The sequence below is a fragment of the Armatimonadota bacterium genome, from assembly GCA_016223145.1.
Taxonomy (GTDB): Bacteria; Armatimonadota; Fimbriimonadia; order Fimbriimonadales; family Fimbriimonadaceae; genus Nitrosymbiomonas.
The window spans coordinates 192,377-213,867 of sequence record JACRPN010000006.1; the positions used below are offsets into that span (position 1 = coordinate 192,377).

Here is a 21,491-nt window from a genome sequence, read left to right on the forward strand (position 1 = left end):
GGAGACGCCCCCGATGCGCTTTTTGTCGAAGTCGAGCTTGGCCACGAGCATCATATCGCTGCGCGCGTTCGCGCGCAGAACCGAGGCGCCGCCATAGGAAAGGTCTTCGTCACATCCCAGAATCAGCAGCGTTAGCGTCGAGGAAGTGAAGACGTCTTGCGGCTTGCCGCCTCCGAACTTGTACTTGAAGGCGCTGTAGAGCATCGGGCTCTCTCGAAACATGCTGGCCGCAACGCCGGCCCCGAGGGCCAAGATGCAGAATAGGGCATAGAAAGCGCCGCCGAGCACTCTCTTCCAGGTTGAGGGTTTCGCGCGTTTCTTCGCCATGGCAAACAGGATTCCGTCCCGCAGCACCCGTTCCGCATCCATGCTGGGCTTTGGATTCCACCAAAGCGACACGGGCGCCCGAGCCCAAATTATGACACGCCAAAAGGAGCCTCCGAGTTCCTGCGACAAACGGTGCCTTCTCGGGCGGCAACCGGCTAAAGTAGGAACATGAAGTTCGGGGTTTGCTGCTCGCTGGAACAAGCTAGGACCGCGATCGAGTTTGGAGCCGACTATGTCGAACTCGGGGCAGTCGGGTTCAACGGCTTGCAGGAAACCTGGGAGCCCGCGAAGTTCGAGGGCCTGCCGATCGGAGCCACCAACCTCTTCTTTCCCGGCGAAATCCGACTTTTTGGCGAAGACCCTACACCCGACGAGGTCTGGCAGCTTTACGTGGACCGGACCCTTGAGCGGGCGGCGAGCCTGGAGGTGCGGCTCATGGTGATTGGTAGCGGGAACAGCCGCAAGTCTCCCGCTCCCGGTCTCCCCGTCTCCAAAGCCAACGAGGCATTCGTTTCAAAGGTCAGCTGGATCCAGGAGCGAGCACGAAACCACGGCATCACGATCGCGCCGGAGTCTCTTAACCGGACCGAGACCAACGTGGGCAATGATTTGGGCTGGATGGCAAACGCCCTGAATCGGGTAAGGGCGGGCTATACCGCGGACTCCTTCCATGTGCTCTATGAGTGGGACGCGGGAATGCGCGAGGGCGACCCGGGGCTGGCCGCTCCGAGCGAGTTCTATCTGATCGAGCAAATCCCCATTCGGCCGGCGCACGTCCACTTTGGCGATTTGCCACGGTTCTATCCGAAAGCCGACGACCCTATGATGCAGGCATTCTGTCGGAGGCTTTGGGAAATCGAGTACGACGGCTTGGTCTCACTCGAATGCCGCTGGGACGACTTTGAGCGGGAGCTCCCGCTGGCGCTCGATGCCGCGCGCAAGCTTTTCGAGGATGCCGCGTGAAGGCGATCATCCCAGCAGCGGGCCTTGGCACGCGTATGCGCGCTCTGACGGGTGGCGCCCCTAAAGAGCTGCTGCCGGTCGCCGGCAAGCCGGTGCTGCGCCATGTGATCGAGGAGGCGCTCGCTGCGGGCGCGGAGGAGGTCGTGGTGGTTTCCGGCCCAAGCAAGAGCGAGCTGAATGCCGTCGTTCGTGGCCTTCGCTACTTGCCGGTAAGCCTGCAATTTCAGGACGAGCAACGGGGCCTTGCTCACGCGGTGGACTGTGCCAAGGTCCGCGAAGACGCGATGGTGCTGATGGGGGACTCGGTGTTTCTGGATGAGAGCCCACTCGAATCTCTTTCCGAGGCAGTGAATGGCGGTGCATGGGCGGCGATCTCGGTGCGCCGGGTGCCCGAAGCAGATCTCTCTCGCTACGGGGTTGCCGCTATTGAGCCAGGCTCGAATCGGGTGGTGTCGATCGTCGAGAAGCCCGCGCCGGGCGATGCGCCGGGGCCCTGGGCCGTCAATGCGCGCTACGCGTTCTCGGCCAAGGCGATGGAGACGCTGCACGAGGTGGTGAAACGCTGGGAGGGGCCGGGCGAAGTGAACCTGACCCATGTGTTGCTTGCAGGCCTTGCGGAAGGGAAGACGATCCTCGCCTTTTCTGCGAGCGAACGGGAAACCCGGCACGACTGCGGCGATGAGACTGGTTATCGAGTGGCTTTGGAGGCGTTCGGGAAGTGACGATTCGGGCCAGCGCTCCTGGACGGTGCGGGATTCTCGGCGCCCCGAGCGACATCTATGGCGGACACGTGGTGAGCTGTTCGGTGCCGATGCGGGCGACCTGCTCGCTCACATTCGGGCAGGGCGAGGCGCTCCCCGAGGACCCGACCTTGTGGCTCGCGGCAACGGCGCGGTTTCCGGTTGAGCCGTGCCGCGTGGAGTGGCATTCCGACGTCCCGCGTTCCAGCGGTCTGGCAGGCTCGACGGCTTTGTTGGCAGCAACCCTGGCGTGTGTGCTGAAGGCGCGCAACGAGCCGCCCGACCTGGCTACGGGCGATGGCCAATCGCTGTTTGCCGAGCTTGTTCGCGACATCGAGTTCAAAGAAGCTGGCGTTGTTTGCGGCTATCAGGACGCCTATATGACGGTGTTTGGCGGGCTGAGGAGTATGGATTTCGCGGGCAAGCACCCGATCGAGCCGGGTCCGCACGCAGGCATGAGGGCCATTTGTGCTGAACTGCCGTTCCTACTGGTCACCACAGGGGTCGAACGGCTGAGCGGCAGCGTGCACGGCCCGATCCGGGACCGCTGGCTCGCCGGAGATGCCGAAGTCCTCTCGGCGATCTCGCGAATCGCCGACATAGGACGCGTAGCCGAAGGCGCTTTGGTCAACGGAGACTGGAGCTTGGTTGGGGCCCTGCTCGACGAAAACCAAGAGCTGATCAAGGGCATGGGCGGTTCTGGTGAGGCAATCGACCAATTGATCGCCGACTGCAAGGAGTGCGGCGCTCTCGGCGCGAGGCTCGCGGGAGCCGGTATGGGGGGAACGGTGATTGCGCTGACCATGGAGCCTGCAGCACTGGAGGCTCGACTCCATGCCCGCGGCTATCGGGCTTTTGCCCAGCCCGAGGCGGTTGAGGGCGTTCGATACGACTAGCGAGCACGACATGAATCCGTAGCCGCAGGCTTTAGCCTGCGCTTGGCACTGAAGTAAGTGACGGCCTCACAGCATTGGGACGCAGTCCAAAGCCTGCGGCTACTGAGCTCAGCCTTATCGGAACGCATCCCCCTTTCCGGCTCTCAGCCCTCCCCCAAGGTAAAATCCAAGTTCGCCCTATCGACGGGTCCGAGATTCCCACCATGCAAGTCACACGAGAAGAACTGAACCCCTGCACCGTGCAGTTGACCATCACCTGTGGTCCGGACACCGTCAAGACCGGCTTCGACCGCGCCTACCGCGACCTTTCCAAGCGCGTTCGGCTCCCCGGTTTTCGCCCCGGCCAAGCCCCGAAGGCCATGGTCCAAGGGCTCCTCGATAAGCGAGACGTCTATGAAGCCGCCGCCGAGAACATCGTGCGCGACGCCTACAAGAAGGCGCTCGAACAGGAGAAGCTGGAGCCGCACAGCATGCCCTCGGTCGAGATGAAGGGCCTCGACGAGGACAAAGGCGAATGCGAGTTCATCGTCAAGGTGCCCCTGGATCCCGTGCTCAAGCTGCACGACTACAAGGGCCTTTCTGCTGACAATCCCGTGGTCGAGGTAGCCGAAGCCGAAGTCGACAGGCAAGTCGAGGAGCTTCGCAAGCGCCGTTCGACCCAAGAGAAAATCACCGATCGCGGCGCCCAGGAAGGCGACGTCTGCGTGGTCAACCTCAAGGTGGATGGCGATACCGGCGAGGGCCGCAACTTCATGCTGGTGGCGGGCCAGACCTTCGAGACCCTCGACAAGGCGCTCGTCGGCATGAAGGTCGAGGAGATGAAGAAGGGCAAGCTGGAGTTCCCGGACACTTTCCAGGAGAAGGACTGGGCTGGCTCCACGAAGGAAGCCCAGATCACGCTGCGCTCGCTCAGCGCGGTAAAGCTTCCCGAACTTGACGCCGAGTTTGCCCAGGCCTTTCGATCCGAAAGCATCGACGAGCTCAAGGAACGGGTCCGCGAGGGCATCGCAAACGCCAAGCAGGCGATGGCGGACGAATATGTCACCGAGCAGCTCATGGAATCGCTCCTCAAGCAGAGCGAGGTCCACGTGCCGGACACGATGTGGGAGCAGGTCGCCAATCGGCGGGCGCAAGAGCTCGCAGAAGAGCAGCGCAAGAAGAACACGACCATCGAGGCGTATGCAGAAGAGAACGGCATGACCCCTGAGAGCCTGAAGGAAGCCCTGCGAAACGAGGCCAAAATGCACGTTCAACGGGCGGTCGTGATCCAGGAAATCTTCCGCAAGGAGGAGCTCAAGCTGGACAACAACGACCTGAACCGCGAGGTCGTGGCCATGGCTCGGGAGTTTGGCATCACGCCGGACGAACTGTTCCAGCAGCTCAAAAAGAACAACGCCTTGGATGAGATTCAATTCCGGGCCGTCAACCGAAAAGTCGCAGATTTTCTTAGGGAACATGCGAACTTGAAAGAGGTTCGGCTCGACGACTAGTTTGAACCTGGTGAACCCGGTTCTTTCGACCGATACTTACGACGTTAAATAAGGAGCTGTGGAGAGTTTGGGCGTACCTTTTGTAATCGAGCAAACAGCGCGCGGTGAGCGCAGTTACGACATTTGGTCGAGACTGCTTAAAGACCGCATCATCTTTCTTGGGACCGAGGTCGACGACTACGTCGCCAACCTCATCGTGGCCCAGCTTCTTTTCCTCGAAAAGGAAGACCCGGACAAGGACATCGACTTTTACATCAATAGCCCGGGCGGATCGGTTTCGGCCGGCATGGCGATCTACGACACGATGCAGATCATCAAGGCTGACGTGGCAACGACCTGCGTTGGGATGGCCGCAAGCATGGGCGCCGTTCTGCTTGCCGGCGGAGCCAAAGGCAAGCGCGGCTGTTTGGCGCACGCCCGAGTGATGATCCATCAGGTTTCCAGCGGTTTTCGCGGCACAGCGGCCGACATCAACGTCCAAGTCGCCGAAACCAACAAATACATGGAAATGATCCTGAAAGTCCTTGCGAAGCACACCGGCGTCGCCGAAGATAAGATTAGGAAGGACATCGACAGAGACTTTTTCATGGGCGCCGACGAGGCGGTCGAATATGGGGTCGTGGACCGAGTTCTCGCCCCCGGAGAACGGTAAGCGAGAGAACGCATGGCCAGACTGGAAAGGCGCGACACGTGCTGCTTGTGCGGCAAGGCAAAAGAGCAGGTCAGGAAGCTGATCGTGGGTCTCCACGGAGCAGTTTGCTGCGACTGTGTGGACCTCTGCAACGATATCCTGCAGTCCGACCCCGATCGGCCGGAGATGGCGGCTGCGGCCGTTGATCGCTCGTTCCGCAGGCCATCGGACACCAAGGAGCACGTCCCGAAACCCAAGGACATCGTCCACTTTTTGGACAACTACGTGGTTGGCCAGCACTCGGCCAAGAAGGCGCTTTCGGTCGCCGTCTACAACCATTACAAGCGCGTTCGCGATCCGGGTGTGGACGACGTCGAACTGCAAAAGAGCAACATCCTCTTGGTCGGTCCCACCGGCAGCGGGAAGACGCTCCTGGCCCAGACACTCGCTAGGCTCCTGAACGTTCCATTCGCCATAGCCGACGCAACGGTGCTCACCGAGGCCGGCTATGTGGGGGAGGACGTCGAGAACATCCTGCTTCGGCTTTATCAGACCGCCGAGGCGATGGACCCGAACAACGCGCGCAAGCTCGCGGAGCGGGGCATCGTGTATGTGGATGAGATTGACAAGATCGCCCGCAAGTCGGATAACCCGAGCATCACACGTGACGTGAGCGGGGAAGGCGTCCAGCAGTCCCTCCTCAAGATTTTGGAAGGAACCCTAGCGAATGTGCCCCCACAGGGCGGGCGCAAGCACCCGCAGCAGGAGTACATCCAGCTCGACACGAAAAACGTTTTGTTCATCTGCGGCGGAGCGTTCGAGGGGCTCGAAGACATGATCCGGCGCCGCATGAAGGAGAACGTCATCGGCTTCCGGAGCAAGCCGGAAGGCAAGAAAGAGCGCGACGGCAGCGTGCTGCGGCACGTGCTCCCAGAGGACCTGCTCAAGTTCGGTTTGATCCCCGAGTTCATCGGCAGGCTCCCGGTGGTCACTACGCTCGAGCCGCTCGATGAGGAATCGTTGGTCAGCATCTTGACCGAGCCGAAGAACGCCATCCTCAAGCAGTACGGCAAGTTCTTCAGCTTGGACAATGTGGAGCTGATCGTGCAGCCCGGAGCGCTCAACGAGATCGCTAGGGAAGCTCTCAAACGCGGCACCGGCGCCCGCGCCCTGCGCAGCATCATCGAGCAGGTGATGATGGACGTGATGTACGAGGTCCCGAGCTCTCTGGAGGTCAAGCGTGTGGTCTTGCCCGAGGGCATTCTTGAAGGCGGCAAGTCCCCCATTCTGCTGACGGAAGACATGATCCAGCAGGCTTCCTAGCAATCCGATTTCTCAAGCCGGTTGTAGCCCAGGCGTCTCGCCTGGGTAGACCAGTCCTTGCAGATCTGAGCCTGCGACTTCTGGCCGGAGCTAGCCTCCTGCAGGATCCGAACGATCTGCTCCTCGCTGAATCTCGACTTCTTCATGGTTCCTCCCAAGGGACGGGAGGACTACTCTTTCAGCGTCTTCCGATTTGGGGGGCAGACCAGTACGTTGGAATCTGACCAGACCGTGGTCCTCGCAGACCATGCCTTTCCACTGGGCGTGGTAAGCGCCACTATGGACCGGATTGATCTGCCACTCGCAGGGTCTTTGCAACCTAATGCTTGCCTAATGATGTAGCCGAATATATCTGGACATAGCCACTGGTATCTCCGATCGCGATCTTCGTTTTGCCGGCGCTCACATTCAAGGCCAGAAACCCAGGCGTGGTCTTGAAGGGCTCCGACCACTGGCCGGTACTCGTGTTCAGGCATTGGACGGAATGCCCCCTTTCAACCCCGACATCTTGCTGTACCCGGCACAGGACGTAGTTGTCGAGACAGCGGATCCGATCGACCGATCTTCCCAAGCATGGAAACCGTTTGACGCCGGCGCCATCGAGGCTGCAGATCACCAGTTGGGACCCTTTCCCCGGATCAGACTCTCCCAGCAGCAACCGCCGATGCGCATTGTCCACCGCCATTGCGAGCATCGCAGATCCGGAATACACCTTTCGAGGCTTTCTGCCGGGAGACTCCATGATGTAGGCGGTCGTCGAATCGGAGGCCGCGATCAGATCTCCGTCGATGGCGACGCATTCAGGTGAGAATCCAGGGATGGCGATCTTCAGGCGCTTCGTCGCATCCCCTTTTGGAAGAAGGACGATTTCATCAGAAGGGTTCACATACACAATGCTGCCGTCTACATCAACATCCGCGGGCTGCAGTACTGCCGGTGCCACGCTCGCGACTACTTTGTATGCGCTGCCGACCAACCGCCTCAGAACGTCGTCGTCGCCGAGAATGAACAGCCCAAGGGTCGCAAACCACATTCCAGCAACACGGCTCTTAACTGAGGTCCTCTCTTTGAGTGTTCCCGACAAAGTCCACTTGGCTAAAGTCAGGTCGTCGAAATCACCAGACGTTGCAATCGCATCGTCGCCACTAAAGCAGAAATCAGCAATATGGCCCATATGGGCTTTCCATTTCTTCTCAGGCATGATTGTGCCGGTATCTCTGCAGCCACCACATAAAGCGAAAGCAATGACTATTGCACCAATTCTGTTGTGATCAAGCATTCCCATAATAGCTCATTGAGTAGGCTTATTGGATCACTGGGGCCCAAAGTGTGATGGAATGGGCACATCTCAACTTTTGGCTTTAGCCTACCTTTCGATTCGTCACCCGGCTTCCAAGGCTTGCCAGGCGGAGGTTCAATCCCCGAGTTGGGATATGGCGTAGGCCAGCTACAGAAGTGTTCCAACAACCACGAGCACCTTACCTTCCAGCTTCCCAGTGGGCCAATCCTTACCTCTCCGCCAGGTTTGAAGAGGTTGTCGCAAAGGAGCCCAAGAGTTTCATCATTGGTGCATGGGTTCGAGTAGCCACACCTAGCAAAACAGACATTGTGGTCGATGATCCAGCTCTGGCACGTCAAAGGGATGTGCTTTTTAACTCTTGCTTGTAGTCTTTCCAGAAGGCATTGTCGAGCACAGTTGGCTGCAGCGCTATTGCCAGAGTTTAGGCATGCATAGTAACTATTACACGCTAATATGTAGCCTTTATCGCAGAGTTCTTTATAGTAGGAGCAGTTTTTTGGAGACGGCGGTATGCCATCCTGGCCAGTTGGGTCAATACAGGCAGTTGGTCTGACATCACAATACGTGTAGGCGTAGACGTCCGGCCAAAGCGGATCCACCGTCGTCCACCGGCCTTCTTCCTGGGAATAGTGCCTGGCTCTGACGTAGTGTGTGGAATGGCTTCTGTCCGTGGTCCTGTATCCGGGGACGCCCACCCATTGGAACCTGGGATCGGACCCGGCGCCAGAAGCGCTGAGTCTGGCCCCGTACGGCTTGTATTGGTACCGCCTGTTGACGGTGTTGTCCTTGTTTGAAGTGCCCACCACAGAACCCAAGGCATCGACTAGGTAGTCGGTTCTCACTCCGCCGGTGGCCCGTTCTCCCACCAGCTGCCCGTTCAATGTGTAGTACCGTTTGCTTAATGCCACATCAGACCTCGCCGATATAATCTTCGCCGTCCCAAATCAGGGTCGCATAGGTTCCGTTCACCAGTTCAAGCCTCTTCTTTCCGTCGCCGTCGTAAGCATACGTCGCCACCGTGCCGTCAGAGCTCTGCTCGTGCTTGACCTCCCGGTTCTCCTTATCATACGACATGGTGACTCTTGTGCTGGGTTCTTCTTCGCGATCCGGTCGCGTGTCAACTTCAGCTCACTTCACCACCTTTCATACGTCCCCGCAACCGCCGATCAAACTGTTCCTCCATACCGATCCGATCTGCAACCTCCCGAACCAACTCGGCACTTCGCTCAATAAGCTCAGAAAATGCCACGTTCCCTTTATCCGTTTGAATTTCCCAGGAACCGCTGAACTCGCTTCCCGGACTAGTTCGACATTCCATAGCGTGCACCTCGAACCACTTTGCACCAACTCGTTCTCGTCCGTGTAGGTCGATCCATGATATGCCCATTTCATCAATGATGATCTTCTCAAAAGCATACTGTTTGATCGTACGGATCCCGTAGCAGAAGAAAACGGCGCTCATCGCAGAAACAACTGCAAATGCACTCCAACCCAGTGCTTCTACGGGCAATTGACTTGTGCAGATTGCCAAGACAGGTAGCGCCGGAGTGAGAAGAAGCAGGCACCCAATGCACAAGAGCTTCGGACTCCGATAAGAAAACTCTAATCGCATTTCTTCCGCTCATAGCTTAGGCTTGCAGTCACCGATGGTGTGCCGCACCAACCTGCCGTGCCTCCCCAATCGATGGTCTGGCCAATTGTCCAACAGCCACCGAGCTTGATGAACATGAAACAAGCGTTAAGGCACAGCTTAAAGTGGCCCTCGTCTTGTTTGGAGGGACACCCGGGCATTGGTTGGCCACAGGAGATACCCGCGGATATCCCTCCACCAACAATGCTCGTTACCGTCGAAATCACCATTCCAACTGTGCGCTTAACATCTCCAATGCCAAGAAAGTCTCCCCAGCCTATTGTGGCACCAAAGCTGGCACCGACGGACATTGTAAGACACTTGGAAGCTGTTGCAGGTGGCTTGCAGCAATGAGTATCATAGCAGGTCAGACAAGTACTTCCAAAGATAGATGCTGTCCAAGGCTTGGGGAGGATGAACGGCCAGCTGAAGTTGGCGCATCCAGTCATACTGCCCTTTGGTGGATTCACTTTTGGAAAATGGAAACCGTGTTCAGACGAAGTGCCAACATAGCCGAGCGGGTCAATGAGGGTGGCTGGGTTCGCACTTACATAGCCGTAAGTGTTACTGATAATGATTGCCCACAAGCCGGGGTTCACATTTCCCGGGCCGATAGAGCGAAGAACATCTACGAGCTTATCTTTGCTATTCCATCGCGACGTCTCGATATCCAACGTGCGAGATCGAACATATTGAGTCCGCAGACCAGATGTAATACGGTAACCGTACGTACCCACCCACTGGAACCTCGGGTCGGCTCCTGAGCCGGAGGCGGTCAGTCGGGTTCCATAGGGCTTGTACTGATATCTCCTGCTGACCGTGTTGTCCCTGTTGGAGGTGCCCACCACCGAGCCCAAGGCATCGACCATGTAGTCGGTCCTGACTCCGCCGGTGACCCGTTCGCCCACCAGCTGCCCGTTCAATGTGTAGTATCGTTTGCTTAGTGCCACATCAAGCCTCGCCGAGGTAATCCTCTCCGTCCCAGATCAGGGTCGCATAGGTTCCGTTCACCAGTTCCAGCCTCTTCTTTCCGTCGCCGTCGCAGGTAAAGGTTGCGCGAGCACGTTCGTCCCTGAGTTTTGAGACAGTTCCAACCATTACCTGCCACTGTACCGGGTTTGACCAAAGGACACTTTCGACGAGGTCGAGCCTCATGCCTCTTGCCGGTTCCAAGGAGAGCTCCGAAGGGTGGTAGGTCACGGCAACATACTCGCAGTCGAGAGGTACACGGAACTCAGATTGAATGTGCTTTCGCTCTATGGTCGTGCCAAGGCTCTCGCCAGCCTCAAGGAGCGCTATCGAGGCCTCGTTTGGACGAGGAAGCGTTAACACTTCCAAGACCTCTGGACTCAGCTCAGCCCCTGTGGAATCGAAGAAATGCAAGGCGATTGAATAGTGCCACGAGGGCCTGATCACCCTTAAGCTACCGCCGCTCTCGTTTGTGAGCGTAATCCTGAATTGTGCGTCCTTGCCATACTCGAGTTCAAGCCGAGCGCCAGACTTCGCGGACGCCTTGTTTCTTTCCTCAAGCTCAGACTGGAGTTTCGCAAGGTGTCCAGGGCCACCGCCGCAGCTACACACAAGCAGAGCGATCAAAGTTAGAATTGCCGTCCGTACAGTGTTTCTGGTCATTTGCAGCCCAACACCCCCATCACACACTTCGCTGCCCTGTCAAAGGCCTTGTCATGCTCACCAGAGTCACAGCGACCACAAACATGAAAGAACTCATGGATCAAAGTCGAGTTCGGGTTACCCGCACAAGGAAGCGATGGCGGGTCCTCGCAGTTGCATTGACTTCGGTACGACCCATTGAACCAGTATGTGCAAATGACTATCGTGGACGATGCAACAAACTCGCCTTCGCACCTGGTTTTGCCACAAGGAGGAACAAAGATCGTCTTGGTGGCACATTGATGCCTGCAGCGGTAGTAGCCTTCGACATAGGTGCATTGCCACGGGATACTGCGATCACATTGCTCACAAACAACTCTGCCAGAGCCGGAGCAGAATCTTGTCAAGCACCCGAAAAGGTCGCGAGCTGGAATTCCATTTCGGATTGCGCACTGCCTGATATCGTGCATCTTCTTAGGATCGTGAAGCGCATCACAAAGCGACTGCACGCACTTCTTCAGTTTTGCGGAGTGGTCACTTGGCAAGCCGGAAGCACAGCTTGGGGATATCTGCGGTAACAAACCGGATGGATCGAGGAAGTTCAGAGGCCTGTTCTCAACATATCCGTATTGAATGTTGATCGGCCACAGTGGATCCACCGTCGTCCATCTGCCCTCCTCTTGAGCATAATGTCTGGCTCTGACGTAATGGGAGGAGTGGCTTCTGTCCGTGATTCTGTAGCCTGGAGCGCCGACCCATTGGAACCTGGGGTCAGATCCTGTTCCCGAGGCACTCAGTCTGGTGCCGTACGGCTTGTATTGGTACCTTCGGTTGACGGTGTTGTCCTTGTTGGAAGTGCCCACCACAGAGCCCAAGGCATCGACCATGTAGTCGGTGCGAACGCCTCCGGTGGCCCGTTCCCCCACCAGTTGCCCGTTCAATGTGTAGTACCGTTTGCTTAGTGCCAAGGGTCAATTTCCGTGAACTTTCCGGTTGCCGAATAGAGGCACCTACTACGGGAGCCCCATTGTGGCGACAACCTCAAGGTTCCATCCGTTTGTTTGTTCCTCCGATGTCCTTCAGTTGTGCCCTTTCCATGATCCACTCCCTAAACTGCCGGCTTTGCTCGTTTGAGGTTACGATTGGCGCATTTCCTGACGAAAACGCGAAGGCAGTCCAGTTGACTGCATTCTGAGCAACTTGACGCGTATTCTCGTCTTGCGACTTCAGGAGACTTGAAAGCACGTCCTTTAAGATTTCAGCTTCAAGGGGAAACCGAAAACAGAATTCATGCGTTGCGATTGCCGCGGCATGGTCCAAGGTGGGGTTCTCTTGCTGACCAAGCGCCCTTATTTCCGGGGCGGCGACCCTCCCCATTGAACCCAAGACCGTTGCCAAATCTAAGCGCTCACGAGACAGCTCAGGACCGCGTCCCTTCTTCTCGATGGCAGTTCGCAGTCCCTTGGCAATCTCGGCAGAACCTGAAGCTACTACCAGCCTCTCTGCAAACTGCCGGTTCGCAACATCACCATTTTTTACCTCTCTGAGTGTCCGACTCTGCCAAGAGGAGCTAATGCGGATCATCACGATGCCGGGGCCCATCGAGTTCGAAGCCCTAAGGATTGGAAAGAGCCACCACGAACTTGATATCCACGCAACCCAAGTTACCACCAAGAATATGGCGCACTTCGTAGCTACCCGACTTCTATATCGCCTATTGCCCATGTTCGGCCCTTGAACTACACTGCACGTTAACATGTGATCTGAGTGTTTCGGTCGGCTTTCCAGAATGATCAACGCTGCTTCTTGGGAGGAAGAATAAACTCTTGATGAAGAGGAGGAAACGTAATGACAGAATTCCCCGGGTCAATTACAGTGATATCTGGACAATCGCAACATGAATATCGCAGGTCGATACTTGTGTAGAGTTCCCATTCATTGCAGTACCTTCGCTTGCCGGACTTGTCGATGTAGGAAACGGGCCTGCCTTGTTTGAGTGGTATGTGTTCATTGCAGCCGGGGGCAGCGGTGCCGAGGATATCCTTGATAATCGAACCAACGTCACCTGTAGCTGAGCCGCCAGGGATCATGCCAATAATCGTGAGTAGCATGTTCTGCCAGTCAATCGGGGCCGGGCAACCGCTGTCATCCTTTGACGTTCCACATTCAGTGATGAACTCGTATCGAAGAGGGTTCAAACTAGTGCGCACGTGTCTCTGTTTGGCCCAAACAGTCTGAGAGCCCGAACACATCCACCGACACTTTGAGTCAGGTACGCAACCAGGCGATGGAATCGCCATACACTTGCGACAAGGATCAACTGTTCCCTCTCCATAGCCAGAATCACTGCCACCCGTCTGAACTATCTCCCAATTGCCGCCCTTAGCGCAAGCTAGAGAGCTGAAAGTACGCCGGCGCACAATCACTTTGCAGTCGCAGAGTCCTTCATGGTCAACGTTGTTTGTCGGGTCACCGGATCCATAAATGTAGGGAGTGATTATGCGTATTGGCAACAACGGATCCACCGTCGTCCACCTGCCCTCTTCCTGGCTGTAATGCCTCGCTCTGACGTAGTGGCTAGAGTGGCTTCTGTCGGTGGTCCGGTAGCCTGGGGATCCGACCCATTGGAACCTGGGGTCGGACCCGGTGCCAGAGGCACTGAGTCGGGTGCCGTACGGCTTGTATTGGTACCGCCTGTTGACGGTGTTGTCCTTGTTGGAGGTGCCCACCACCGAGCCCAGGGCATCGACCATGTAGTCGGTCCTCACTCCGCCGGTGGCCCGTTCCCCCACCAGCTGTCCGTTCAATGTGTAGTACCGTTTGCTTAGTGCCACATCAAGCCTCGCCGAGGTAATCCTCGCCGTCCCAGATCAGGGTCGCATAGGTTCCGTTCACCAGTTCCATCCTCTTCTTGCCGTCGCCGTCGTAGGTATATGTCGCCACCGTGCCGTCCGAGCTCTGCTCATGCTTTATCAGACGGTTCTCTTTATCATACGACATGGTGACCTGGGCGCTGGGTTCAATCACACTCGTTTCGTTTCCGTTGCTGTCGTAACCGTAGGTCGAGACTCCTCCTGCCGCGCCCATCGTCACCATCACGCGCCCACTCACCGCCGTTCACTTCGTTCACGAACCCTCTCCCGCCTGTGGAGATGGGGGCGCCCTCGGGTACCAAGACTCCCCATCCAAATACCGGATTGCGATGCTGGCTGGACGGATTACGGGCATGCCCTTTCACCCGGCACGGAAAGAGACTCCATGAGGAGGCGTTGCCCAACTGTTGCGGGGGCGAGGTAACCACGATGTATTTGATTTCTTGGATGGAAGATGAAGCACGAGTCGAGGCCAGCCTGGGTGGCCGTGTGACGGCCGAAGAGATGGCTGTGTTGCAGGACGAACTGGCTGATGTGATCGAGACGCTCGAACACAAGCCCTTCTTGCTCGTGCTCGATTACGCGAAAGCGAAGGGCTTCGATCTCGACACGAGATCCGTGCTCGCCGATCTGAAGGACTTCTGCTTCGCAAACGGGGCTGCAAAGATCGTCTCCATCGTTCAGGACGAGGACGCGATGGTGTCGCAGTGCACCGAGCGCATCCAGGCTATTCTGGAAGGGCGCGAGGAGCTGATGCTCGAGCCGCGCGAGATCGCATGGCAGGCGCCGGCCACCCAGGTGGTCCGTAAAGCAGCCTAGGGGATGTCGGGTGAGCCGGGGCCGAGGGTCTTGGCTCCCACCGGTCCCGCACAATTTTCTGGATTGCCGGCCCCTTGGGGTGGGCGAACCTGAATCCTGGATTGGCCCCATCCTGGCCATTGCCGTCGCCCTATAGCCAAGGGGCGGCGGTCTTTTCTGTTTCCAGAAGCGAATCAAGAATGCCGCTGGACCCTCAGCGCCTACTTCTTCGGCGTGATGCGCTTTCTGCCCTTCTTGTTTCGAAGCGCAGGCCCACGAACCTTCAGGCGCATGAAATCGCTCCGACCTTCTGCGGTCACCACGATCAGCACGTAATGCGCGCCAGGCACTGTGCCCGCCGTAACCGTAAGCGGCGCAGTCCTCGCTCCAGCCGGCACGATGATCGTGTTTGCTCGAAAGGCGGGAGGGATCAGGTCGTTCAACCGGACGGTTGGAGGTGGCAGGAGCGTTCTAGGTATGGGTTCAAAGCAGAGGTAGTAGTCCACTTTGATTTGGCCCCCGGTCGCGCGCAAATGGTAAAGCGACAGGTCGAGGTCCCACGTTTTCGTTTCGCCCCCTGCGATCTTGTGTGGTGGTACCTGCGGAATGGGAATTCCATCGCAGATGATGATTCTTCGTTTTTTGTGCCCCGGGTTATCAGGCATAGTGATTTCCCCCTTGGCCTGAGCATAGTGGAAAGCGGCAACTATGTCAAGGTGTTGATCAGATTTGCCATCCAATGGGCCGCCTGTTCGGGGCTGTGGGCGAGACCAAGCGACCTTGCGTCTTCGTAGGCGTCAGAACCGAAAGCCATCCTGAGGTTGGCCTCCAGGTTCTCCAATCGCCTGCGTTCGGGAGGGCTCTGAGAGCCGCCCAGATCCCGTGCTGCCCGCTGTGCGCTTCCTAACGCCTCTGCTGCCTCTGGCACCCGGCCCAGCGTGGTGAGCGTCTCCGCCGAGGTCAGGAGAGCACTGCAGATGCCGGCCACGTCCCTGGCCCTGAGTCCGGCTTCAAAGGACCGCTGAAGGTGGTCGAGAGTATTTGACAGGTGTCCTTCCAGGAGTTCGAGCTTGGCAAGGTTGGCATGGCCATGGCATTCTCCACTATGGTCCTCGTGCTCTTGCGCAATTTCGATTCCCTCTTCCAAAGGAGCCCTGGCGCTTTCGGGGTCGTCTGAGTCGGACAGCACCCACCCCAGGTTGATTAGGGCATTTCCAAGACGCCGGCGCAAGCCCTGCTCCCTGAAGAGCGCCACGCTCTTGGACAGGACCTTTGCGGCCTCACTGGTGTGTCCTTTCCCTCTTTCGACCATTCCCAGGTTGCTCAGCGTAGCCGCGAGGCCCGTCTTGTCTCCAAGTTCCTTCCAAATCGGCACACATTCCCTGAACCCCGCCCCAGCCCGATCCAAATCTGACTCGCGCATGGCGAGGATCGAGAGCAAGTTCATGGACCGGACCCTTAGCTGGGCTTCGGCGCCACTCGAATCTAGAGCTGTTTCCAACCAGGTTCGGGCCACCGAAGTGTAGCCTCGCTGAATCCAAAAGAGGGATAAGCGGTAGAGCAGTTCGAGCTGAGGAGTGTGGTCGGTCCCCCGCGATAGGGTGGCGTGCATCGCGAACGTGAGGTTGTCGAATTCTTGCTCGATCCGGTCGAAGCTGGCCGCATCAGGCTGGTGCTCTGTGGGTCCGGCGAAGCCGGCCGTCAAGCGATCGAACCAATCCCAGAGCCGACCGATCAAAGCCTCTTCTTCGCCACTGGACCGAAGGCGCTCGTGCGCGAACTCCCTCAGCGTCTCCAGCATCCGAAAGCGGTTGAGGTTGGGTGCTCGATGCTCCATCAATACCATCGAGCGCTCCACAAGACCCTGCAGATGGTCGATGACAGGTCCATCGACGCCAGTGCCTCCGCAAATGTCTTCTGCCATGTCCAAGCTGAATCCGCCGCGGAACACCGCCAGCCGCAAAAACAACACGCGCTCGGACTCTGGAAGCAGGCTGTAGCTCCACTCCACTGTGGCCAATAGGGTTCTATGCCGGTCAGGTCCTTGTTGCCTGCCTGCGAGAAGTCGAAATCGATCTTGGAGCCTCTCCTGAATCTGACTCGGGGTCATGACCCTGACACGAGAGGCGGCGAGCTCGATCGCCAGTGGCAGGCCGTCCAGCTTCCTGCATATGTCCGAGATGGCCTCAGCATTGCTACGAACAATCTGAAATTCCGGATCGACTTCATGGGCTCGCTCGGCAAACAACCTGCCAGAATCCGAGGCCAAGAGCCTAGAGGCAAGACCTCGCTCGGCCGCCCCTGCCAACGCCATTCCTGGCACCAAGTAGCTTTGCTCACCGGGAACATTCAGGACTTGGCGGCTCGTCGCCAGTATGTGAGACTGTCTGGAATTGGCCAAGAAAGCGCGACAGAACTCGGCGGCTTGTTCCAGAACGTGCTCGCAGTTGTCGAGGACGAGCAGAAGCTGCTTGCCCCTGGTTTCAAAGAGCAAGCGTTCGGCAGGTGAGTCTGCAGCCGACGGAGTGCACAGGACATCTGCAATTCGTGTTTCCACGTCTGCTCTGGCGGGCAAGGGCGCAAGGTCCACAAACCAGGTGCCGTCGCGGAACTCGTCGATAGTCTCTGCGGCGGCGGCCAAGGCCAATCTTGTCTTCCCAGATCCTCCGGCGCCCACGAGGGTCAGGAGCCGATGTCCCATGAGATCGCGTACGGCGTGCAGCTCGGCGTCCCTCCCAACAAAGCTGGTCAACTGGACGGGCAGGTTGTTGGGCCGAATGTCCACCGACCTTAGCGGCGGAAAGCGCTGTCCCAAAGCAGCATGCTTAACCTGAAAGGTTCTTTCAAGCCGAGAGAGGTCGCGAAGCTTGTGCTCCCCCAGGTCTTCAAGCGTCACGGACGGCGAGAGTCCGTCTCGGGCGAGCTGCTCCAAAGCATGGCTGATAAGGATTTGGCCGCCGTGGCCAATGGCGCGAAGCCGCGCGCACCGATTCACGGAAGGGCCGTAGAAGTCGGCGTCCCTGAGGCCAGGGTCCCCGGCATGGAGGGCAATGCGAGTCGCGATCGGAGTCTTCGTCGGCCATTCCATGCCACCGATGGCTCGCTGGACAGCGATTGCGGCCTCGATGGCGTCGTTGGGCCTCGAAAAGACCGCAAATTGACTATCACCCTCGCCCCGTTCCTTGAGGATAGTCCCGTTGAACTCAGGAAGGAGCCGATCGAAGATTGCGTCGTGCGCCGCCATGGCCGAGGCCATGGCCTCAGAATCCTGCTCCCAAAGCTTGGTGCTGCCCTCCACATCCGACATGAAGAGCACAACGACACCGCTATTTGAAGTGAAGTTAGGCATGAACTTGGCCCAGTTCGCCCATTTTGCCATGGAACGTCGTGGGACGCGGAAAATCGCGAGGCGGGACGAGCGTCGGGCGATGCGAGAATCATCCCCCTCATCCGGTCCGCTGACGCTCACCGAACTCTCCCACAGATGGAGAGGTGGTTTCGGAACCCGGCCCCTACTCCCTACGAAAGGCGGCGCGGAATGGCTGGCCGCGAATACCTTTTGCCTTGGGCTCCTCCGGAGGCGCCTCATCGTCCGGCACGCCCCCTTCCGGCTTGTCGTGGCCCTGCCCGGGCCGATACGCCTTGCCGGTCTTGCTTAGGGCCACAAGACGATCGAATTCGCCGGCGTCCTTGGCCTTGGACCGCGCGTCGTCGTAATGTACTTGGCCCTTCTCGACCAAGTAGGCCAGCGATTGGTCCAAGGTCTGCATCTTCTGGCGTGCGCCCGTCTGGATCATCGAGCCGACCTGATAGGTCTTGTTCTCGCGGATCATGTTGCGGATCGCCGACGTGGCCACCAGTGATTCGAACGCGGCCACGCGCCCTTTGCCGTCCGAGCGCTTGACCAGGGTCTGCGAAATGACCCCGACCAGGTTTACCGAAAGCTGCATGCGAATCTGCTGCTGCTGGTGGATAGGGAAGACGTCCACGATGCGGTCCACGGTCTGGACGGCGTCCACGGTATGCAAGGTCCCAAAAACGAGGTGGCCGGTTTCAGCCGCCGTGATCGCCAGATGAATGGTCTCAAGGTCGCGCATTTCGCCGACGAGAATCACATCGGGGTCTTGACGAAGCACGTACTTGAGTGCGTTGGCAAAGCTGTTGGTGTCCACGTCGAGCTCACGCTGGTTGATCAGCGCCTTGTGGTCGCCGTGGACGAACTCAATCGGATCTTCGACGGTCACGATGTGCGTCGGCTGCGTCCGGTTGATGCGGTCGATCATCGCCGCCTGCGTTGTTGACTTGCCCGAGCCCGCTGGCCCGGTCACCAGCACAAGTCCGCGCGGGCGCTCGATATAGTCGAAACATGCGGCGGGGAGGTTGAGCTCCTCCATCGTCTGGATGCGGTAGGGAATGACGCGAAACGCCGCCTGAATCGCGCTTCGCTGCTGGTAGAGATTCCCTCGGAAGCGGGCATAGCCCTCAATTTCGAAAGCAAAGTCCAATTCAAGCTCTCGCTTGAATCTCTCGGCCTGGTCCTCTCGAAGAAGAGACCCAAGGGCCTCGAAGAACTGGTCGCCGTCGAAGTGAGGCGCTTCCTCGACCTCGACCAAGTCCCCGTGGATTCGGAAGTAGAGCTTGCCGGTATCGGACTTGACGTGCAGATCCGAGCCCCCGAGCTCGACGCACTTTTTGAGGAAGGGCTCAATGCGGAGCAAGGGCCACCTCCACAAGTCCGAGATTCATGCAACGGCGCTGAAAATCCGCAGGGCTCGACGTCTTCGCGAGGGCGTGTTCATAATCGATCAGGCCCTTCTTCAGGAGTTCGATGAGGCTGCCGTCGAGGGTCTGCATGCCCAAGCTCGCCCCCGTTTGAATGTCCAGGTAGACCTGGTGGGTCTTCCCCTCGCGGACAAGCGTGCGGATGGATGGCGTAGCCACTAACACTTCAAACGCCGCCACGCGGCCCTTCTGATCCTTGGTTGGGATCAAAGTCTGTGAGATTACGGCCTGAAGGGTCACGCTGAGCTGGGTGCGTATCTGCGCTTGCTGGTCTGGCTCAAAAACGTCCACGATTCGGTCGATGGTCTGTGCCGCGTCCACGGTGTGGAGCGTGGACATCACAAGGTGGCCGGTTTCAGCCGCCGTGATCGCGAGCTGGATTGTCTCAAGGTCGCGCATTTCGCCGACCAGGATCACGTCTGGGTTCTGGCGCATCACGTGTCGCAGAGCGTCGGCGAAGGAATGGGTGTCGGTGCCCAGTTCCCGCTGATTGATGATGCTTTGCTGATCCTTGTGGACGTATTCGATCGGGTCCTCGATCGTCATGATGTGGCTGCGCTTCGCCCTGTTGATGTGATGGATCATCGCCGCGAGCGAAGTGCTCTTGCCGGAGCCCGTCGGCCCCGTCACCAGGATCAATCCGCGCGGCAGCATGCAGAGGTGCTTACAGACCTCAGGCATCTGCAGGTCGTCAATCGTGCGGATGGTGAAGGGGATAACGCGGAACACGGCGCCCAGGCTGTGCCTGTGCCAGAACATGTTCACGCGGAAGCGGGAGAGCCCGGGAACATCGTAACTGAGGTCCAGTTCCTTGAACGTGTGCAGACGTTTGTTGCGCTCGGGAGTGAGGATGCCCAGCAAGAGGGCGCGCAGTTGCTCCTCGGGCACAGGCGGATAGTCGGCGCGCCGAAGCTCGCCGTGAATCCTCATGAAGGGAGGCTCGCCTGCCTTGAGGTGCAGGTCGCTAGCCTCTTTGTCCACGAGGTCGCGCAGCAGATCGTCAATCGTGAGGCTCAAAGGTACTACTCTTGGATTATCGGCGGAGCATCTGCTTCAACTCGGAACCGACGCCGGCATAGTGCAACGCCGTCTCTTCGGTAATCACTCCCGCTTTCACATAGCGGAGCAAGCTCTGGTTCATGGTCTGCATCCCCCAGAACTCGCCGTCGTTGATCGCATGGTAGATGTCGCTGAAGTGGCCGTCTTCCACCATCTTCTGAATTGTCGGCGTGACGACCATGATCTCAAGCGCCGCGACGCGGCCGTTTCCGTCTGCTCTGGGCACAAGCTTTTGGGCGATAACCGCCCTCAAACTGTTCGCCAACCGAATGCACAAATGGTTTTTTTCGTGCGGTGGGAACATGTTGATGATTCTGTCCAGCGTCTCATATGTGCTCGACGTGTGGACCGTTGAGAACACAAGGTGGCCGGTTTCACCGGCTTGCATCGCGATGTTGAACGTGTCCACGTCACGCATTTCGCCGATGAGGATGATGTCGGGCGCTTCACGGACGACCGCGCGGAGCGCCGGCTTGAAGTCCTCGGTGTCGATACCGATCTCACGCTGCGTGATGTAAGCCTTCTTGTCTCGATGAACGAATTCGAGCGGGTCCTCGACGGTGACGATATGATGCGCCCGCATCTGGTTCATCAAGTCGATCATCGCCGCCAGCGTCGTGGTTTTGCCGCAGCCCGTAGGTCCCGTGACGAGCACGAGCCCGAGTCTATGCTTGCAGAACTCGCGCAGGACCGGTGGGAGGCCCAAATCCTCGATGGAGAGGATGTTCATGGGGATGATTCGGCAAACAATGCCCCAGGTGCCGCGCTGCATGTGGATGTTGGCGCGTACGCGGCAGTTTTCGCCGACGCTGAACGCGAGGTCCATCTCCATGTGGTCCTCGAACTTGCGGCGTTGCTTCTCGGTCATGATCGACGAGATCATGCGAATGGCGTTTGGCGCATCCACGACCGGAAAGTCGCCGGGAAGCGGCTTGATCAGCGAGTGCTGCCGCATCGTTGGAGGCGCTCCAACTTTGACAAAAACGTCGGATGCCTTTTCGTGAAAGCCAATGTCGATGAGTTCGTGAAGCGTTACGCTCGCAGGGTCTCGCATTCCAGTATCCTAAG

General features: G+C 58.3%; 22 protein-coding genes and 1 pseudogene (1 of these 23 cut by a window edge). 7 read left to right on the forward strand and 16 right to left on the reverse strand.

The window, feature by feature from the left end; all coding sequences use genetic code 11:
• Positions 1–369 (reverse strand): annotated as a pseudogene (locus tag HZC36_05110) (hypothetical protein); it reaches 33 nt to the left of the window's first position.
• Positions 370–495: 126 nt separating this feature from the next.
• On the opposite strand from HZC36_05110, the gene HZC36_05115 reads away from it, so the two are divergent.
• The 6 genes from HZC36_05115 to clpX all read left to right on the forward strand — a co-directional run bounded on the left by HZC36_05115 (position 496) and on the right by clpX (position 6,370).
• Positions 496–1,290 carry a TIM barrel protein gene (locus HZC36_05115; GenBank protein ID MBI5706351.1) on the forward strand — a complete coding sequence of 265 codons (795 nt, stop codon included), beginning with the start codon at positions 496–498 and terminating at the stop codon, positions 1,288–1,290.
• Positions 1,287–2,012, forward strand: a complete 726-nt coding sequence (locus tag HZC36_05120) for an NTP transferase domain-containing protein (GenBank protein ID MBI5706352.1) — start codon at positions 1,287–1,289, stop codon at positions 2,010–2,012. The genes HZC36_05115 and HZC36_05120 overlap by 4 nt, the downstream gene beginning before the upstream one ends.
• The gene (locus HZC36_05125; GenBank protein ID MBI5706353.1) at positions 2,009–2,926 is read left to right on the forward strand and encodes a hypothetical protein; all 918 of its coding nucleotides are present in this window, start codon (positions 2,009–2,011) and stop codon (positions 2,924–2,926) included. Before HZC36_05120 ends, HZC36_05125 begins: the two co-directional genes overlap by 4 nt.
• A 203-nt stretch (positions 2,927–3,129) precedes the next feature.
• On the forward strand, positions 3,130–4,416 hold the full coding sequence (tig, locus tag HZC36_05130; protein MBI5706354.1) for a trigger factor: 1,287 nt from the start codon (positions 3,130–3,132) through the stop codon (positions 4,414–4,416).
• 67 nt (positions 4,417–4,483) lie between these two features.
• Positions 4,484–5,068, forward strand: coding sequence for an ATP-dependent Clp protease proteolytic subunit (locus HZC36_05135; GenBank protein MBI5706355.1), 585 nt, complete (start codon positions 4,484–4,486; stop codon positions 5,066–5,068).
• A gap of 12 nt (positions 5,069–5,080) precedes the next feature.
• Positions 5,081–6,370, forward strand: a complete 1,290-nt coding sequence (gene clpX, locus HZC36_05140) for an ATP-dependent Clp protease ATP-binding subunit ClpX (GenBank protein MBI5706356.1) — start codon at positions 5,081–5,083, stop codon at positions 6,368–6,370.
• On the opposite strand, the gene HZC36_05145 is transcribed toward clpX, so the two are convergent.
• The 10 genes from HZC36_05145 to HZC36_05190 all read right to left on the reverse strand — a co-directional run bounded on the left by HZC36_05145 (position 6,367) and on the right by HZC36_05190 (position 14,022).
• Positions 6,367–6,516 carry a hypothetical protein gene (locus HZC36_05145; protein ID MBI5706357.1) on the reverse strand — a complete coding sequence of 50 codons (150 nt, stop codon included), beginning with the start codon at positions 6,514–6,516 and terminating at the stop codon, positions 6,367–6,369. The two genes, clpX and HZC36_05145, sit on opposite strands and share 4 nt — an antisense overlap.
• Positions 6,517–6,689: 173 nt before the next feature.
• Positions 6,690–7,649 (reverse strand): hypothetical protein, encoded by a 960-nt coding sequence (locus HZC36_05150; GenBank protein ID MBI5706358.1) that lies wholly within the window; start codon positions 7,647–7,649, stop codon positions 6,690–6,692.
• Positions 7,619–8,512 (reverse strand): hypothetical protein, encoded by an 894-nt coding sequence (locus HZC36_05155; GenBank protein ID MBI5706359.1) that lies wholly within the window; start codon positions 8,510–8,512, stop codon positions 7,619–7,621. The genes HZC36_05150 and HZC36_05155 overlap by 31 nt, the downstream gene beginning before the upstream one ends.
• Before the next feature lie 67 nt (positions 8,513–8,579).
• Complete coding sequence (locus tag HZC36_05160) at positions 8,580–8,744, reverse strand: hypothetical protein (protein MBI5706360.1); 165 nt, start codon at positions 8,742–8,744, stop codon at positions 8,580–8,582.
• 49 nt (positions 8,745–8,793) lie between these two features.
• Complete coding sequence (locus HZC36_05165; protein ID MBI5706361.1) at positions 8,794–9,180, reverse strand: hypothetical protein; 387 nt, start codon at positions 9,178–9,180, stop codon at positions 8,794–8,796.
• A 1,071-nt stretch (positions 9,181–10,251) separates the two neighbouring features.
• On the reverse strand, positions 10,252–10,932 hold the full coding sequence (locus HZC36_05170; protein MBI5706362.1) for a hypothetical protein: 681 nt from the start codon (positions 10,930–10,932) through the stop codon (positions 10,252–10,254).
• Positions 10,929–11,879: a hypothetical protein gene (locus HZC36_05175; protein ID MBI5706363.1), complete on the reverse strand. Its 951-nt coding sequence runs from the start codon at positions 11,877–11,879 to the stop codon at positions 10,929–10,931. Before HZC36_05175 ends, HZC36_05170 begins: the two co-directional genes overlap by 4 nt.
• Positions 11,880–11,952: 73 nt before the next feature.
• Positions 11,953–12,513, reverse strand: coding sequence for a hypothetical protein (locus HZC36_05180; protein ID MBI5706364.1), 561 nt, complete (start codon positions 12,511–12,513; stop codon positions 11,953–11,955).
• Positions 12,514–12,704: 191 nt separating this feature from the next.
• Positions 12,705–13,664: a hypothetical protein gene (locus tag HZC36_05185; protein MBI5706365.1), complete on the reverse strand. Its 960-nt coding sequence runs from the start codon at positions 13,662–13,664 to the stop codon at positions 12,705–12,707.
• Positions 13,665–13,746: 82 nt separating this feature from the next.
• A complete protein-coding gene (locus HZC36_05190; protein ID MBI5706366.1) occupies positions 13,747–14,022 on the reverse strand; it encodes a hypothetical protein in 276 nt (91 codons plus the stop codon).
• 191 nt (positions 14,023–14,213) lie between these two features.
• Between HZC36_05190 and HZC36_05195 the strand changes: the two genes are divergently transcribed.
• Positions 14,214–14,603: a hypothetical protein gene (locus HZC36_05195; GenBank protein ID MBI5706367.1), complete on the forward strand. Its 390-nt coding sequence runs from the start codon at positions 14,214–14,216 to the stop codon at positions 14,601–14,603.
• Between the two features lie 200 nt (positions 14,604–14,803).
• Here the strand turns inward: HZC36_05195 and HZC36_05200 are convergent, their stop codons facing one another.
• The 5 genes from HZC36_05200 to HZC36_05220 form a co-directional block, all read right to left on the reverse strand.
• Entirely contained in the window at positions 14,804–15,247 is a 444-nt protein-coding gene (locus tag HZC36_05200) for a hypothetical protein (protein ID MBI5706368.1), read from the reverse strand.
• Between the two features lie 41 nt (positions 15,248–15,288).
• On the reverse strand, positions 15,289–17,961 hold the full coding sequence (locus tag HZC36_05205; GenBank protein ID MBI5706369.1) for a tetratricopeptide repeat protein: 2,673 nt from the start codon (positions 17,959–17,961) through the stop codon (positions 15,289–15,291).
• Positions 17,962–18,094: 133 nt separating this feature from the next.
• A complete protein-coding gene (locus HZC36_05210) occupies positions 18,095–19,300 on the reverse strand; it encodes a type IV pilus twitching motility protein PilT (GenBank protein MBI5706370.1) in 1,206 nt (401 codons plus the stop codon).
• Positions 19,287–20,381: a type IV pilus twitching motility protein PilT gene (locus HZC36_05215; protein ID MBI5706371.1), complete on the reverse strand. Its 1,095-nt coding sequence runs from the start codon at positions 20,379–20,381 to the stop codon at positions 19,287–19,289. The genes HZC36_05210 and HZC36_05215 overlap by 14 nt, the downstream gene beginning before the upstream one ends.
• Before the next feature lie 16 nt (positions 20,382–20,397).
• Positions 20,398–21,477 carry a PilT/PilU family type 4a pilus ATPase gene (locus tag HZC36_05220; GenBank protein ID MBI5706372.1) on the reverse strand — a complete coding sequence of 360 codons (1,080 nt, stop codon included), beginning with the start codon at positions 21,475–21,477 and terminating at the stop codon, positions 20,398–20,400.
• Between the last annotated feature and the right edge of the window lie 14 nt (positions 21,478–21,491).